16 protein-coding genes are annotated in these 13382 nt (G+C 60.8%); 8 read left to right on the forward strand and 8 right to left on the reverse strand.

Features of this window, described 5'->3' with window-relative positions:
• Nucleotides 1-44: 44 nt before the first annotated feature.
• The 3 genes from HX786_RS07760 to HX786_RS07770 form a co-directional block, all read right to left on the reverse strand.
• Nucleotides 45-575: a hypothetical protein gene (locus tag HX786_RS07760; protein WP_178911907.1), complete on the reverse strand. Its 531-nt coding sequence runs from the start codon at nucleotides 573-575 to the stop codon at nucleotides 45-47.
• A gap of 41 nt (nucleotides 576-616) precedes the next feature.
• A complete protein-coding gene (locus tag HX786_RS07765) occupies nucleotides 617-1132 on the reverse strand; it encodes an ankyrin repeat domain-containing protein (protein WP_010176046.1) in 516 nt (171 codons plus the stop codon).
• A 96-nt stretch (nucleotides 1133-1228) separates the two neighbouring features.
• Nucleotides 1229-3055, reverse strand: coding sequence for a long-chain-acyl-CoA synthetase (locus tag HX786_RS07770; protein WP_102605281.1), 1827 nt, complete (start codon nucleotides 3053-3055; stop codon nucleotides 1229-1231).
• Nucleotides 3056-3453: 398 nt separating this feature from the next.
• On the opposite strand from HX786_RS07770, the gene HX786_RS07775 reads away from it, so the two are divergent.
• Nucleotides 3454-3732 (forward strand): DUF3509 domain-containing protein, encoded by a 279-nt coding sequence (locus HX786_RS07775; RefSeq protein WP_003216777.1) that lies wholly within the window; start codon nucleotides 3454-3456, stop codon nucleotides 3730-3732.
• Between the two features lie 54 nt (nucleotides 3733-3786).
• On the opposite strand, the gene HX786_RS07780 is transcribed toward HX786_RS07775, so the two are convergent.
• The 4 genes from HX786_RS07780 to aroC all read right to left on the reverse strand — a co-directional run bounded on the left by HX786_RS07780 (nucleotide 3787) and on the right by aroC (nucleotide 7272).
• Entirely contained in the window at nucleotides 3787-4071 is a 285-nt protein-coding gene (locus tag HX786_RS07780; RefSeq protein ID WP_003216779.1) for a response regulator transcription factor, read from the reverse strand.
• 235 nt (nucleotides 4072-4306) lie between these two features.
• Nucleotides 4307-4852, reverse strand: coding sequence for an acireductone dioxygenase (locus tag HX786_RS07785; protein ID WP_003216782.1), 546 nt, complete (start codon nucleotides 4850-4852; stop codon nucleotides 4307-4309).
• A gap of 28 nt (nucleotides 4853-4880) precedes the next feature.
• Nucleotides 4881-6032, reverse strand: a complete 1152-nt coding sequence (locus HX786_RS07790) for an MFS transporter (protein WP_177009504.1) — start codon at nucleotides 6030-6032, stop codon at nucleotides 4881-4883.
• 148 nt (nucleotides 6033-6180) lie between these two features.
• Nucleotides 6181-7272 (reverse strand): chorismate synthase, encoded by a 1092-nt coding sequence (aroC, locus tag HX786_RS07795; RefSeq protein ID WP_178911908.1) that lies wholly within the window; start codon nucleotides 7270-7272, stop codon nucleotides 6181-6183.
• Between the two features lie 143 nt (nucleotides 7273-7415).
• On the opposite strand from aroC, the gene HX786_RS07800 reads away from it, so the two are divergent.
• Entirely contained in the window at nucleotides 7416-8378 is a 963-nt protein-coding gene (locus HX786_RS07800; protein ID WP_003213124.1) for an alpha/beta hydrolase, read from the forward strand.
• A 98-nt stretch (nucleotides 8379-8476) separates the two neighbouring features.
• The gene (locus HX786_RS07805; RefSeq protein WP_177040528.1) at nucleotides 8477-9280 is read left to right on the forward strand and encodes a hypothetical protein; all 804 of its coding nucleotides are present in this window, start codon (nucleotides 8477-8479) and stop codon (nucleotides 9278-9280) included.
• A 147-nt stretch (nucleotides 9281-9427) separates the two neighbouring features.
• Here HX786_RS07805 and prmB read toward each other — a convergent pair whose 3' ends face one another.
• Nucleotides 9428-10336, reverse strand: a complete 909-nt coding sequence (prmB, locus tag HX786_RS07810; protein ID WP_003213129.1) for a 50S ribosomal protein L3 N(5)-glutamine methyltransferase — start codon at nucleotides 10334-10336, stop codon at nucleotides 9428-9430.
• A gap of 240 nt (nucleotides 10337-10576) precedes the next feature.
• Between prmB and HX786_RS07815 the strand changes: the two genes are divergently transcribed.
• From HX786_RS07815 to HX786_RS07835, 5 genes are all read left to right on the forward strand, one after another.
• A complete protein-coding gene (locus HX786_RS07815; protein WP_008433198.1) occupies nucleotides 10577-11167 on the forward strand; it encodes a cysteine hydrolase family protein in 591 nt (196 codons plus the stop codon).
• Nucleotides 11168-11297: 130 nt separating this feature from the next.
• A complete protein-coding gene (locus HX786_RS07820; RefSeq protein ID WP_003213133.1) occupies nucleotides 11298-11618 on the forward strand; it encodes a hypothetical protein in 321 nt (106 codons plus the stop codon).
• A gap of 75 nt (nucleotides 11619-11693) precedes the next feature.
• Nucleotides 11694-12251 carry a Smr/MutS family protein gene (locus HX786_RS07825; protein ID WP_003213135.1) on the forward strand — a complete coding sequence of 186 codons (558 nt, stop codon included), beginning with the start codon at nucleotides 11694-11696 and terminating at the stop codon, nucleotides 12249-12251.
• Nucleotides 12252-12330: 79 nt separating this feature from the next.
• The gene (gene folE, locus HX786_RS07830) at nucleotides 12331-12876 is read left to right on the forward strand and encodes a GTP cyclohydrolase I FolE (protein WP_003204506.1); all 546 of its coding nucleotides are present in this window, start codon (nucleotides 12331-12333) and stop codon (nucleotides 12874-12876) included.
• Nucleotides 12877-12979: 103 nt separating this feature from the next.
• Nucleotides 12980-13351 (forward strand): glutathione S-transferase N-terminal domain-containing protein, encoded by a 372-nt coding sequence (locus HX786_RS07835; RefSeq protein WP_063031984.1) that lies wholly within the window; start codon nucleotides 12980-12982, stop codon nucleotides 13349-13351.
• The last annotated feature ends 31 nt before the right edge of the window (nucleotides 13352-13382 follow it).

Here is a 13382-nt window from a genome sequence, read left to right on the forward strand (position 1 = left end):
GCCTGCTTAGGATAGTCAGCCGTGGCCAGGGGTTCCGTTTTATTTCAGACGTGTACCGCAACCCGCAGGGCTTCCAGCGATGGTTCGCCCTTTATGCCGGTTTCAGCACACAACTCCAGCACCCGTGGCACGTCGTCGCCGTAGACCAGCACAGCCTGGATCTCGTCGTCCAGCAACTGGCTGAAGTTCATCAGCACGTAGCCGCCGTTCTCCGGGTTGAGGGCACTCATCTGGATCTGGATGCGGTTCAGCGCGGTCAGGGCTTCGGTCTTGGCCAGTTGCTTGGGCTTGAGGTTGAACGCCACGCCGGGGCCAAAGGAGGCGACGATCTGGGCGAACAGGTCCAGGTAGGTGTCGGCCTGGAACAGCACGGTGTCAGGCAGGCTGCCGACGACGATCCACTCACCCAGGGGAATCGGGAAAGTGTCGTCGTAGTTGATGTCGGGGTTGGCGACCAGGAAAGCGTCGGGATCGGCGTAGGCCTGGGCCGCTTCGTCAGCCACCTTGGCGATCTCGGGTTCGCTCATGCAGCCGGAGCTGATTTTGCTGATGAGTTCGACGAGTGCGGTTTTCATGGGGTGGTCCTGTGGCGGGGCTGATTTTGAGGGCGCAAAGCCTACACCAGTTTTTGCAACTGCGCCGCCGTATCCACCGCCCCCATGGTCTGGGCCGCTGCCAGCGCGGTCACGCCCTGGGCATCGGTGGCCTTGGGATTGGCGCCCTGGCTGATCAGGTAGTCCACCATTTCGGTACGGTTGAACATCGCCGCCATCATCAAGGCGGTGCGACCATCAGAGGATGCGCCTTCGACCAACGCTCCGCCTTCGATCAATGCCTTGACCACCGGCAGGTTGCCCTTGAACGCCGCGCCGGCAATCGGCAGCTGGTTCTTGTCGTTGGCAATCTGGGGGTCGGCCTTGAATTCCAGCAGCACTTTCACCGCGTCCACATGGCCATGGTAGGCCGACAGCATCAACAGCGTATCGCCATTGTGGTTGCGCAGGTTCGGCGGCAAGCCCTTGGCCAGCAACGCCGCCAGCATCGCGGCATCGCCCTTGCGCGCCACGTCGAACACCTGCTCGGCAAATTCGGCGGCTTCGTCTTCGGTCATTTGTTTGGCTTGGTCTGACATGTGGGGCTCCTTGTCTGGTGTTTCATAAGGCGCCCAGTCTCGCGATGGAGTTCCCCACTGTCATGCCTTTTTTCCCAAAAGCGGCGATAGGCAGAATCAATAACGGAACTTGCCCGCCTGGATATCCGCCAACAGTTGCCCGGTGACCGGCACATAACTGTCCGACCCAGGCAACCAGGCAAAGATCGGATCATCACCGGCCTTGCCCGGGTCGAACGCTTCCTCCTTGAGTTTCACCTTCTGGTATTTGAAGGTGCCCGTGGTTTCCATCTTCACCTTGATCCGCAGGAACAACGGCACCGCATACGCGGGCAATTGCCCGTGGGCGAAGGTCAGCAACTCGCGCATGTCCAGGGAAGCCAGGGATTCGGCAGGCGTAATGGCCGCCATGCCCGCGCGGCCGTTGGTGTTTTCAATCTCCACGCCGTAGGCCACCACTTCGGAAATCTGCGGGTGCTGCAGGAAGATGTTCTCGACTTCGGTGGTGGAGACGTTTTCACCTTTCCAGCGGTAGGTGTCCCCCAGCCGGTCAACGAATTGGGCGTGGCCGAAGCCGATATTGCGCAACAGGTCGCCGGTGTTGAAATACCGGTCGCCCTTCTCGAACACGTCGCTGAGCACCACCTTGCGGTTCTTCTCGGGGTCGGTGTAGCCGTCGAACGGTGCCTTGTCATCGATCCTGGCCAGCAGCAGCCCCTGGCCCCCCTTGGGCACTTCGCGCATGAAACCGTCGGCGCCGCGAATCGGCTCACAGCTGTCATGGGCGTAGTCCACCAGTGCCCAGTGCATCAGGGAAAAGCCGATGGTGTTGTCGAAGTTCAGCACATTGGTGAAGCCGATGTTGCCGTCACTGGCGGCGTACAGCTCGCAGATATGATCAACGCCAAAGCGCTGCTTGAACTCAGCCCAAACCCCAGGGCGCAGGCCGTTGCCGATCATCTTCGTCACCCGGTTATCCAGGTCGCGCCCGTGGGCAGGCTGGTCGATCAGGTAGCGGCACAGCTCGCCGACATAACCCAGGGTGGTCGCATTGAATTTGCGCACATCGTCCCAGAACTGGCTGGCGCTGAACTTGCGGCGAATCGCGAACCCCGACGCCCCGGCAATCGCCGAACCCCAGCACACGCACAGGCCAGTGGCGTGATACAGCGGCAAGGTGCAATAGACGACATCCTCGGGCCCCATATCCAGGGCGATGGTGCCGAAACTGGCCGAGGACTTCATCCAGCGGCCATGCTTGAAAATGCCGGCCTTGGGCAAGCCGGTGGTGCCGGAGGTGTAGATATAGAAGCAAGGGTCGTTGAAAAAAATCTGCTGGGTGCTGGCGGGGTTTTCCACCGGGCAGTCGGCGCTGGCAGCCATCAGGTCGACGTAATCCGGCGGCACATGGCTGTGCTGCTGATCGGCAATAAACCAGGTTTTATCCGCCTCGATGGCCACCTGGCTGCGCACGGCCTCGTAGGCCCCTACCAACTCGGCTCCCACCACGATGGCCGCCGGTGCCACCAGGTTGAGGCTATGTACCAGCGCCGACTGGGTTTGCGAGGTATTGAGCATCGCGCAAATGCCGCCCACCTTGGCCACGGCCAGTACGCTGAGCAACAACTCGGGGCGGTTCTCGATAAACAACGCCACCACGTCGCCCTTGCCGATCCCCTGCTGCTGCAGGTAGTGAGCCATGCGGTTGGCCTGCTGGTTGGCCTGGCGGTAGCTCAGCACCGTGTCGCCATACAGCAGCGCGGCGCCGTCGGGGTTGCGTTGGGTGGCTTGTTCAAAGGTCCAGCCCAGGCCGCACGGCTGGTCGGGATCGGTGATGTTGGCAACGCGGATTCCGCGCACCAGGCGCGGCAGCGCACGGACAATGGTGGGCACCTTACGCAGCATCATGCCCCAGGTGATCATGTCACTTGGCGGGTGGTTCATGGCGGGAACGTCCTTTTTCTTATTGTTCGTATGACCCTCAAGGCACCCATCGCACTGTAAGACCCGCGCCGAATGCCTTGCAGGAAAATACGCCAGCCGTTCTTCGGCTGTACACGCAGGATTTGAAAAGTTTTGTATCCCGAAAGGAAAAGGAATTTAGCGCACCGCCAGGTGGTCACTATGGAAGACGTGCCTTGCGTGCCAGCGGTGAAACACTTGGCAAAACCCCGCAAAATGCAGGATGCACGATGGCCATTCATGCAAATTGCACGAAACTGAAATTCTTAAAATTTTATAAACATTTGATTTATAAGGATTTTTTAAGATAGTCAGTACTGGCACAATCACTGCACCTATCACTCCACGCTGCAAAACATGAGCTAACGGAGCTGATAGACATGAGCCTGATCCAAGATAAATTTTCTTCTGTGTTCTCCAATTTCGACGTCACCACCCAGGCGCGTCCTGATGGCGGCATCCTGCTGACCTTGCGTAACAGCGAAGGCAAGCAGATCAAACGTTCGATCTCTTATCAGCAACTGCACACGGCCGACCAACTGACGTGGGTCATCAGCGCCATTCGCCGCGACCTGGCTGAACAAGCCAGCGACCTGCCACAGATTTCGATGCTGCAAAGCCAGAACCGCTTTGCCCTGCCGACCTACCATTCGGCTTGACCGTCATGCAGGACCCGAACAGGTCGTGGTGCCGTTGCGCACCACGGCCTTTTTTTATTTGCACAATCCCTGTTTCACTGCCTCGTTCACGGCCTGGACCCGGTTAGTCACCTGCAACTTGCCGTAGATGTTGCGCAGGTGAAACTTCACCGTGGCCTGGGAGATGGAGCGAATCCTGCTGATTTCCCACACCGTCTTGCCCTCGACCGCCCAATGCAGGATTTCCCGTTCCTTTGGGGTCAAGGGTTTACCCGACAACATCGCACGCGCCTTGCGGTTGGCAACCGGCGCGCTGTCCGTTTGCGTGGACGGTTGTTCCTGTGGCTCCGAACCGCTCATGCAGGCCTCTCTCTTCATATAGGTCTTGTAACGCCCGAAGTCGGATTACTCCTATTGACAGGCGAATAAATATTGAGACCAGAGAGAGTTACACAAAGAGTGGAAGTAACAAGTAAGGTCAACGATAAACAGCTGTTACCCACAAACTTTCAAGTTTATTCCTACAGCGATTTCCAACCTGAAGGAATTGAAGTTAAAAAAATGCCCCCTGTTCAGGAGGCATTGCCGGACGAACTTAGTCATCAAGCCGGGGAAAACCCTCGGCGATCGCGTCGCCGGTCAGCATGACCGCCAGCCCTTCAGGGTCACTGAACAGGCGGATCGCCACAAAGTGCGGGTTCTCCCCCATATCAAACCAGTGCGGGATGCCGCTCGGCACCAAGATCAGGTCGTTTTTCTCGCAGAACACCGCGTACACATAATCTTCGATGTGCAAGGTAAACAGCCCACGACCCGCTACGAAAAAACGCACGTGGTCTTGGGCCATGCGGTGTTCGTCGAGTCGCTCGGCGCGCAATTGGGCTTTCTGCGGGTGATCGTTGCTGACGCGGAGCACATCAACGGTGGTGTAGCCGCGCTCGGTCATCAGCTTGTCGATGGGCGCCTGGTAGGCGGCGATAATCTCAACCTCGCTGGCCCCGGGCTCAAGTCGGGTAGCCGCCTGCCAGCGATCGAACCCCACACCCAGCTCGGCCAGGGTCGAGGCGATATCGTCCTGGTGAGTCAGGACCTTGTTCGGGGTGTCGGGGGTGCAGACGTGGTAAACCGCGAGATAGCTCATCAAACTCTTCCTCTGTCACGGGAGCCGCTCATGGCCGCTCCTCTTGCAATCGAATGCCAATGATTAGGGCGGCGGCCAGGGCCGCGATGCTGGCAATGCTGAAGGTCAGGGTCGGCCCCAGCAGGTTCCAGCTGTAACCTGAATAGAGTGCGCCCAGCGCACCGCCGGTACCGGCCAGTGCCGCATACAGTGCCTGGCCCTGCCCTTGCTGGCGAGCACCAAAGCTGCGTTGCACGAACTGGATGGCCGCCGCGTGGAAGCTGCCGAAGGTCGCCGCGTGCATCACCTGCGCCAGCAACAGCACCCAGAAGAATTCGGCAAACGAGCCCAGCAGCAACCAGCGCAGTGCGGCCAGCAGGAAACTCGCCATCAATACCCGGCGTACCGAAAAGCGCGTGAGAATCCGGCTCATGGCCAGGAACATCAAGACTTCCGCCACCACGCCCAGCGCCCACAACATGCCGATCACGCCACGGCTGTAACCGAGGTGTTCAAGGTGCAGGGTGAGGAAGGTGTAGTACGGGCCGTGGCTCATTTGCATCAGCGCCACGCAGGCATAAAACGCGAGGACGCCGGGGCTGCGCAGTTGCCGCAAAAAGCCGTCACCGGCCAGGCGGTTGCCCTGGGCCGGCGGCTGCGCATTCGGCACCCAGAGGCTCGCGCCGATGATGCCGGCCATGATCACCACGACCACCACCGGGTAGATATCCAGGCTCAGCCAGTCGAACAAGCGGCCCATGATCACCACGGTGAGGATAAAACCGATGGAGCCCCACAACCGCACCTGGCTGTAGCGCGAGGTCTGGCCTTGCAGGTGCGCGAGGGTGATGACTTCAAACTGCGGCAGGACCGCGTGCCAGAAGAACGCGTGCAAGGCCATCACCAGCGCCAGCCAGGCGTAAGTCTTGCTGACAAAGATCAACGAGAAACTCACCAGGGTGCACACCGCGCCAAAGCGCACGATGGCCAGGCGCCGGCCGGTGTAGTCCCCCAGCCAGCCCCACAGGTTGGGTGCCACGCAGCGCATCAGCATGGGGATGGCCACCAGCTCGCCGATGCGCGCGCTGGAGAACCCAAGGTGATCGAAGTACAACGCCAGGAACGGCGCCGTCGCCCCCAGCAGGGCGAAATAGAACAGGTAGAAGCTGGAGAGTCGCCAGTATGGAAGGGCTTGCGTCAGCATAAGTGACTTGTGGCGAGCGAGCCTGCTCGCGCTGGGGCGAGAAGCTCCCCCACTAGAAGCGCCGCAGTTCTCCAGGTCCTACCGGGTTGCAGGCTTTGGGGCCGCTGCGCAGCCCAGCGCGAGCAAGCTCGCTCGCCACACACGGTCACAGCTGGCCCAATACCGGAGTACTGACTTTTACGTCGGCGTTTTGCCCACGATGGCGCAGCAGGTGGTCCATCAACACGATGGCCATCATCGCTTCGGCAATCGGCGTGGCGCGGATGCCGACGCAAGGGTCGTGACGGCCCTTGGTGATCACGTCCACCGGGTTGCCGTGCACATCGATCGAACGGCCTGGCGTGGTGATGCTGGACGTCGGCTTGAGGGCCAGGTGCGCAACGATCGGCTGGCCGGAGGAAATGCCGCCGAGAATGCCGCCGGCGTTGTTGCTGAGGAAACCTTCCGGGGTCAGCTCGTCACGGTGCTCGGTGCCACGCTGGGCCACACAATCGAACCCGGCGCCGATTTCCACGCCCTTGACCGCGTTGATGCTCATCAGCGCGTGGGCCAGTTCGGCATCGAGGCGGTCGAAGATCGGCTCGCCCAGGCCCGGCATCACGCCTTCGGCAACCACGGTGATCTTGGCGCCGACGGAATCCTGGTCGCGGCGCAACTGGTCCATATAGGCTTCCAGTTCCGACACTTTGTCCGGGTCTGGGCAGAAAAAGGCGTTGTCTTCGACGCTGTCCCAGGTCTTGAACGGGATTTCGATCGGGCCCAACTGGCTCATGTAGCCGCGGATCACGATGCCCTGGGTCGCCAGGAACTTCTTCGCAATCGCCCCGGCCGCCACGCGCATCGCGGTTTCGCGCGCCGAGCTGCGGCCACCGCCACGGTAGTCGCGCTCGCCGTATTTGTGGTGGTAGGTGTAGTCGGCGTGGGCCGGGCGGAACAGGTCCTTGATCGCCGAGTAGTCCTTGGACTTCTGGTCGGTGTTGCGAATCAGCAGGCCGATGGCGCAGCCGGTGGTGCGGCCCTCGAACACGCCCGAGAGGATTTCGACTTCGTCGGCTTCCTGGCGCTGGGTGGTGTGGCGGCTGGTGCCGGGCTTGCGGCGGTCGAGGTCACGCTGCAGGTCTTCCAGGGACAACTCGAGGCCCGGCGGGCAGCCGTCGACAATGGCGACCAACGCCGGGCCATGGCTTTCGCCCGCGGTGGTAACAGTGAACAGCTTGCCGTAGGTATTGCCGGACATGCAGGGCGCTCCGTGAAATCAGTTGAATCAAGTCAACCGTAATAACTTAAGGCGGCCAGTATACGCAGGCTAACCGACTAGTTCATCCTCGAAACCTTACCGGTAGACGTTGGTCCAACCGGCACCTTCCTCATGATGGCGCGATGATGCTGCGAGTTCTGCTTTTGACCCTCACTCTGTTTTCCAGCCTTGGCTTCGCCGCCTCCCCTGTCGTGCTGCAACGGCCCATCAGCCTGGACACCGGCAGTGGCGAGCTGTTTGGTTCGCTGTTGTTGCCCAAATCCGACAAGCCGGTGCCGGTGGTGCTGATCATCGCCGGCTCCGGGCCCACCGACCGCAACGGCAACAGCGCCGACGGCGCACGCAACGACAGCCTCAAGCGCCTGGCCTGGGTGCTGGCCAGGCACAACATCGCCAGCGTGCGCTACGACAAGCGCGGCGTGGCCGCCAGCCTTGCCGCCACCCCCGATGAACGCAACCTGACCCTGGATGCCTACGTGTCCGACGCCGTGGCCTGGGGCAAGTTGCTCAAGGCCGACCCACGTATGGGCCCGCTGATTGTGCTGGGCCACAGCGAAGGTGCACTGGTGGCTGCCCTCGCCGCCCCGCAGCTCAACCCGGCCGGGGTGATTTCCCTGTCGGGCAGTGCGCGCCCGGTGGACCAGGTGATCCGCCAGCAACTGGCCGACCATATGCCTCCAGCGCTGTTACTGCGCAGCAACCAGATTCTCGATCACCTCAAGGCCGGCCAGGTGGACGCCGATGTGCCCACCCCCCTTGAGGGCATTTTCCGCCCCAGCGTGCAGCCCTATCTGATCAGCCTGTTCCGCGCCGACCCTTCGGCGGCCTTTGCCAAATTGACCATGCCGGCGCTGATCGTCCAGGGCACCAATGACCTGCAGGTCGGCGTGGCCGATGCGCAACAATTGCAGAAGGCCAAGCCCGACGCCGAGCTGACGGTGATCGAAGGCATGAACCACGTGATGCGCATCGTGCCCAACAACGTGAAGCAGCAACTGGAGTCCTATAACGACCCGCAGTTGCCGCTGGCGGCTGAACTGGGCACCCGCCTGGTTCGCTTTATCGACGGACTTCGCGCCAGTTAAGCGAGTATTGCCCTCCAGTCCTGAGCAAAACGGCCGATAAGCCAAGGGTCGACAGCAAAAGCCTGTCGGCCCGCAGAGCTTGGACAGGATCGCGCCGAATGACGAACACCGAAGCAACACCCGAACCTACCGCCGACACCACGGCTGACACCGAGGCCGCCGCATCGGCCGCGTTACCGTGGGCGGAGGTGCAGGCCGAACATTTCAAGATGCTGCGCCTGGCCCCTTTGGCCACCGACCGTGCCACGGGCGTGCGGCCCCTGCGCTTTGTGCAGTTTGGCTGGGCCGAACGCAACAACAAGGACCACAGCCTGCTGCGCATGGTCATTCAGTTACCGGGCCAGCGGGTGCGCCGGGAACAGAACCATTTGGATATCTGGGTCGATCACGCGACCCATCGGGTGCACTTTGGCCCGGGCAACAGCCTGGAGATCGAGCCGGCTAACCGCGGCATCGGCCGTTTCCTGGTAGCCCAGGGCGCCGCCTGGGCGAAAAAGAAGTGGTCGCACTACCGCGTCGACGGCGTCGACCTGGCCAACAAGGACGCCCTCAACGAAGCCACGCGCCTGCGTCGGGATCACTTCCTGCGTATCCAGGGCTTTGATGTTGCGTACGCCGATGTCCAGCATTTGAAGGGCAACGTGCAGCCGGGCAAGGTCAGCGATGTGCTGGACAGCTGGAACACCGAAAAGCTGCAGTTCGTGGAGATTCTGGAAGCGGCGCAGATGCTGCAACAGGCCGAGCAGAACCTGGCGGAACAGGAAGTGAAACTGCGCAAGGAAGAGGAAAAAGTCATCAAGTTCAAGCGCGAAGACAGCGGGTTGCGCTTCACGATTACGTGCCTGGTGGCGTTTACCGTGTTTCAGGCGGGGTTGTTGATCTGGATTGCGACGCATCGGTAATCCGGTTTATCAATTGAAACCGGATCAAAATGTGGGACCGGGCTTGCTCGCGAATGCGGTGTGTCAGTCACCGGATATCTTGACTGAGCCACCGCATTCGCGAGCAAGCCCGCTCCCACACTGACCGCGTTACCCACTTGGAAGCGGTTAAACCCTGGCGGCAAACACCGCCTGATGCGCCCGGCACTGCTCGGCCGTCAACATGAACACGCCATGCCCGCCGCGCTGGAACTCCAGCCAGGCGAAGTCCACTTCGGGGTACAACGCCTCGACGTGAACCTGGCTGTTGCCCACCTCGACAATCAACAGGCCCTTCTCGGTCAAGTGATCTGCCGCCTCGGCCAGCATCCGCCGAACCAGGTTCAAGCCGTCGTCACCGCAGGCCAGGCCCAGCTCCGGCTCGTGTTGGTATTCATCCGGCATGTCGGCAAAGTCTTCGGCGTCGACATACGGCGGGTTGGACACGATCAGGTCAAAACGCTGGCCCGGCAAACCATCAAAGCCGTCGCCCTGAACGGTATACACGCGCTCATCGACGCCATGGCGCTCGATGTTCTGGTTGGCCACCTCCAGCGCTTCGAAGGACAGGTCGCCCAGTACCACTTCGGCGTCCTGGAACTCGTAGGCGCAGGCAATACCGATGCAACCGGAACCGGTGCACAGGTCCAGAATGCGTGCCGGCGGTGTGCCCAGCCACGGTTCGAAGCGGTTTTCGATCAGTTCGCCAATCGGTGAGCGGGGAATCAATACACGCTCATCAACGATAAACGACATGCCGCAGAACCAGGCTTCCTTCAACAGGTAAGCGGTCGGCACACGCTCGTGGATACGGCGGTGCAGCAACCGTTGCACGTGGGAGATTTCCTCTTCTTCCAGGTTGCAATCCAGGTAACTGTCGGCAATTTCCCATGGCAGGTGCAAGGCGCCGAGCACCAGTTGCCGGGCTTCGTCCCAGGCATTGTCGGTGCCATGGCCGAAAAACAGGTCTTCCCCATGGAAACGGCTGACGGCCCATCGGATGTGGTCGCGCAAGGTGCGCAGGCGGGAAGTGATCACGGGGGCAAGCTCCTGGAAAAAACGACCGGCGATTCTAACAGTCTTAAGCTGTACCGACGATGTACGAAAAAACCCTTTGCCGCACGTCGGATTTCATCTTAAACGTGGTTTTTGCCTAAACGTAGTGCCCTATTGACATCGCTGCACGCCAACAACGGCGTACCTTACGATGGTAGCGATTCACAGAAGCGCTCAGCCAGAGGACAATGTCACAAAAGCCCCACTCACAGGAGCCCCAGAATGTCCGTTCCAAAGACGATGTTTCAACTCAGCGGTCGTGGTTACGCAGCGGCGAACCTGAACCATGCGACCCTCGTGATCATCGACGCCCAGAAGGAATACCTCAGTGGTCCCCTCGCCCTCTCGGGCATGGACGCTGCTGTCGAAAATATCAAGCAACTGGCGGCTGCCGCGCGCAACGCCGGGCGCCCGATCGTGCATGTGCGCCACCTGGGCACTGTCGGCGGGTTGTTTGACCCTCAGGGCGAGCGCGGTGAGTTCATTCCTGGCCTTGAGCCACAGGCCGACGAAACCATCATCGGCAAGCTGCTGCCCAGCGCCTTCCACGGCACCGGCCTGGAGAAACACCTGCAAGACCTCGGTTCCCTGGACCTGATCGTCTGCGGCTTCATGAGCCACTCCAGCGTCAGCACCACGGTGCGTGCGGCAAAAAACCTGGGCTTTCGCTGCACCCTGGTGGAAGACGCCTGCGCCACCCGCGACCTGCCTTACAAGGGCGGCATCCTCAGCGCCGACCACGTGCAGCAGACTGAAATGGCCATCATGGCTGACAACTTCGCCACCCTCGCCTTGACCAAAGATCTGATCTGATCGACCTTCGATGAGCGGGTAGCCGCCCGCTCATCCGCAAATACCTGTCATTTGCTGCAATTGCCTCTGTACCCGGAACAACCTGTGTATCTTCCGGTCGAAGGGCCGATACCCTGGAGGAAAGGTCGGAATGAAGATATCCGATGGTTTTGATGCTCGTCGCTTGCGCCCCAAGGGCCCGAGCAACTGGCGTCTGCGCATCGGCGCCGGCTTTGCCGCGCTGTTGGCGATAGGTGGCGTACTACTGGCAATTGCTGGCGGCGCTGGTTTGGTTGGACACTCACCGGCCCTGGGCGAGCTGAATGCCAGCCCTGGCGGTTCTGCAATACTCTTGGTCATCGGCCTGCTGGTGCTGTGGTTCGGCGTATGGCTGTGGCGCCGTTGCCGTCGGCGCATGCGCCAACCGCTGTCACTGAACATCGCTTCGCACCTGATGAAAAAGCACGACTGATGGCGTACAGATAGCGTTTGTTGCGCATCAAGCCGCCGCGATTAGGTAAACTGCCCGCCCTTCGCGGAGGCTGACATGCAAGACGACGATTTTTCCCTATTCAAGAACGAGCTGCGCGGCGTCAAGCCGATCAAGCATGATCGCGCCGACACCGGCAAACCCAAGACCGATCGCGCCCAGATCGCCAAGCTGCGCCAGGCCGCGACCGTGCGCACGGACGCCACCACCGTGGACGGCCTGTCGGATCAATTCGTTATCGATGTAGGTCCCGAAGACGAGTTGATGTGGGCCCGCGACGGCGTGCAGGAAAGCCAGATGCGCAAGCTCAAGGTCGGCCAGATCCCGTTCGAGGGCAGCCTCGACCTGCACGGCATGACCGTCGAAAAAGCCCGCGAAACCCTCTGGGCGTTCCTCGCCGAAGCCACCAAATTCGAAATCCGCTGCGTGCGCGTCACCCACGGCAAGGCCGTGCGCCTGGACGGCAAGCGACCGATGATCAAAAGCCACGTCAACACCTGGTTGCGCCAGCACTCCCAGGTGCTGGGTTTTACGTCGTGCCAGCCACGTCACGGCGGCGCTGGCGCGGTGTATGTGATGCTCAAGCGCACCATGATGGAAGGCCGCGACGAGTAACAAGTGCCATCGTCAGGCTTGCAGCGATGTGTTGGCCGCCGTACCCTTGCCCTTTGCGAAAATCCCACTAGGTAGTTTCATGTCCCTGGAACAGAATTACACCGCGATCCTCGGCCAGCTCGGCGAGGACGTTTCCCGCGAGGGCCTGCTCGACACGCCAAAACGTGCCGCCAAGGCCATGCAGTATCTCTGCCGCGGTTATGAACAGACCCTCGAAGAAGTCACCAACGGTGCCTTGTTCAGCTCTGACAACAGCGAAATGGTGCTGGTCAAGGACATCGAGTTGTACTCGCTGTGCGAACACCACCTGCTGCCGTTCATCGGCAAGGCTCACGTCGCGTATATCCCGAGCGGCAAAGTGCTGGGCCTGTCGAAGGTCGCGCGTATCGTCGATATGTATGCCCGCCGCCTGCAGATCCAGGAAAACCTCAGCCGCCAGATCGCCGATGCGGTCCAGCAGGTCACCGGCGCCCTGGGCGTTGCAGTGGTGATCGAGGCCAAGCACATGTGCATGATGATGCGCGGTGTGGAGAAGCAGAATTCGTCGATGATCACGTCGGTGATGCTGGGTGAGTTCCGCGAAAACGCGGCGACCCGCAGCGAGTTTCTCAGCCTGATCAAGTAATACGCGGCACCTGGAAAAACCGGCGTTCATCGCCGGTTTTTTTTCGCCTGTGAAAAATCAGGTAAGCTGCGCCCCCTTAAGTCTAGGGCAAGAGGTTTCAGCCATGTTCGTCAAAGCACTTCGAGTGGGCCTCGGCCACGTCATCATCGCCGGCGACTTCCTGACTCGTCCGCGCAAAAAGCAGCGCCCTGCCGAACAACAGGCGCAGGTGAACGCAGCGGCCAAGGACCTGACCCTGTATCAATTCCACGCCTGCCCGTTCTGCGTGAAGACCCGCCGCACCCTGCACCGCCTGAACGTGCCGGTGGCCTTGAAGGATGCGAAGAACAACGAGCAAGACCGCCAGACCCTGCTGGAGCAAGGCGGCAAGATCAAGGTGCCATGCCTGCGCATCGAAGAGAACGGCCAGACCACCTGGATGTACGACTCCAAGGTGATCATCGATTACCTCGACAAGCGGTTTGCGGCGGTCTGACAAACAGCGAGGATCCAGTGTGGGAGCGGGC

Source organism: Pseudomonas sp. 21615526, assembly GCF_013386245.1.
Taxonomy (GTDB): Bacteria; Pseudomonadota; Gammaproteobacteria; order Pseudomonadales; family Pseudomonadaceae; genus Aquipseudomonas.

Excerpts from the sequence above, each read along its gene's own strand:
- folE (WP_003204506.1), top strand. The coding sequence starts at position 12,331 with ATGTCCCTGGAACAGAATTACACCGCGATCCTCGGCCAGCTCGGCGAG.
- HX786_RS07760 (WP_178911907.1), bottom strand. The coding sequence starts at position 575 with ATGAAAACCGCACTCGTCGAACTCATCAGCAAAATCAGCTCCGGCTGC.
- HX786_RS07805 (WP_177040528.1), top strand. The coding sequence starts at position 8,477 with ATGACGAACACCGAAGCAACACCCGAACCTACCGCCGACACCACGGCT.
- HX786_RS07780 (WP_003216779.1), bottom strand. The coding sequence starts at position 4,071 with ATGAGCGGTTCGGAGCCACAGGAACAACCGTCCACGCAAACGGACAGC.
- HX786_RS07765 (WP_010176046.1), bottom strand. The coding sequence starts at position 1,132 with ATGTCAGACCAAGCCAAACAAATGACCGAAGACGAAGCCGCCGAATTT.
- HX786_RS07800 (WP_003213124.1), top strand. The coding sequence starts at position 7,416 with ATGATGCTGCGAGTTCTGCTTTTGACCCTCACTCTGTTTTCCAGCCTT.
- HX786_RS07835 (WP_063031984.1), top strand. The coding sequence starts at position 12,980 with ATGTTCGTCAAAGCACTTCGAGTGGGCCTCGGCCACGTCATCATCGCC.
- HX786_RS07825 (WP_003213135.1), top strand. The coding sequence starts at position 11,694 with ATGCAAGACGACGATTTTTCCCTATTCAAGAACGAGCTGCGCGGCGTC.
- HX786_RS07770 (WP_102605281.1), bottom strand. The coding sequence starts at position 3,055 with ATGAACCACCCGCCAAGTGACATGATCACCTGGGGCATGATGCTGCGT.
- HX786_RS07775 (WP_003216777.1), top strand. The coding sequence starts at position 3,454 with ATGAGCCTGATCCAAGATAAATTTTCTTCTGTGTTCTCCAATTTCGAC.
- HX786_RS07820 (WP_003213133.1), top strand. The coding sequence starts at position 11,298 with ATGAAGATATCCGATGGTTTTGATGCTCGTCGCTTGCGCCCCAAGGGC.
- aroC (WP_178911908.1), bottom strand. The coding sequence starts at position 7,272 with ATGTCCGGCAATACCTACGGCAAGCTGTTCACTGTTACCACCGCGGGC.
- HX786_RS07815 (WP_008433198.1), top strand. The coding sequence starts at position 10,577 with ATGTCCGTTCCAAAGACGATGTTTCAACTCAGCGGTCGTGGTTACGCA.
- HX786_RS07785 (WP_003216782.1), bottom strand. The coding sequence starts at position 4,852 with ATGAGCTATCTCGCGGTTTACCACGTCTGCACCCCCGACACCCCGAAC.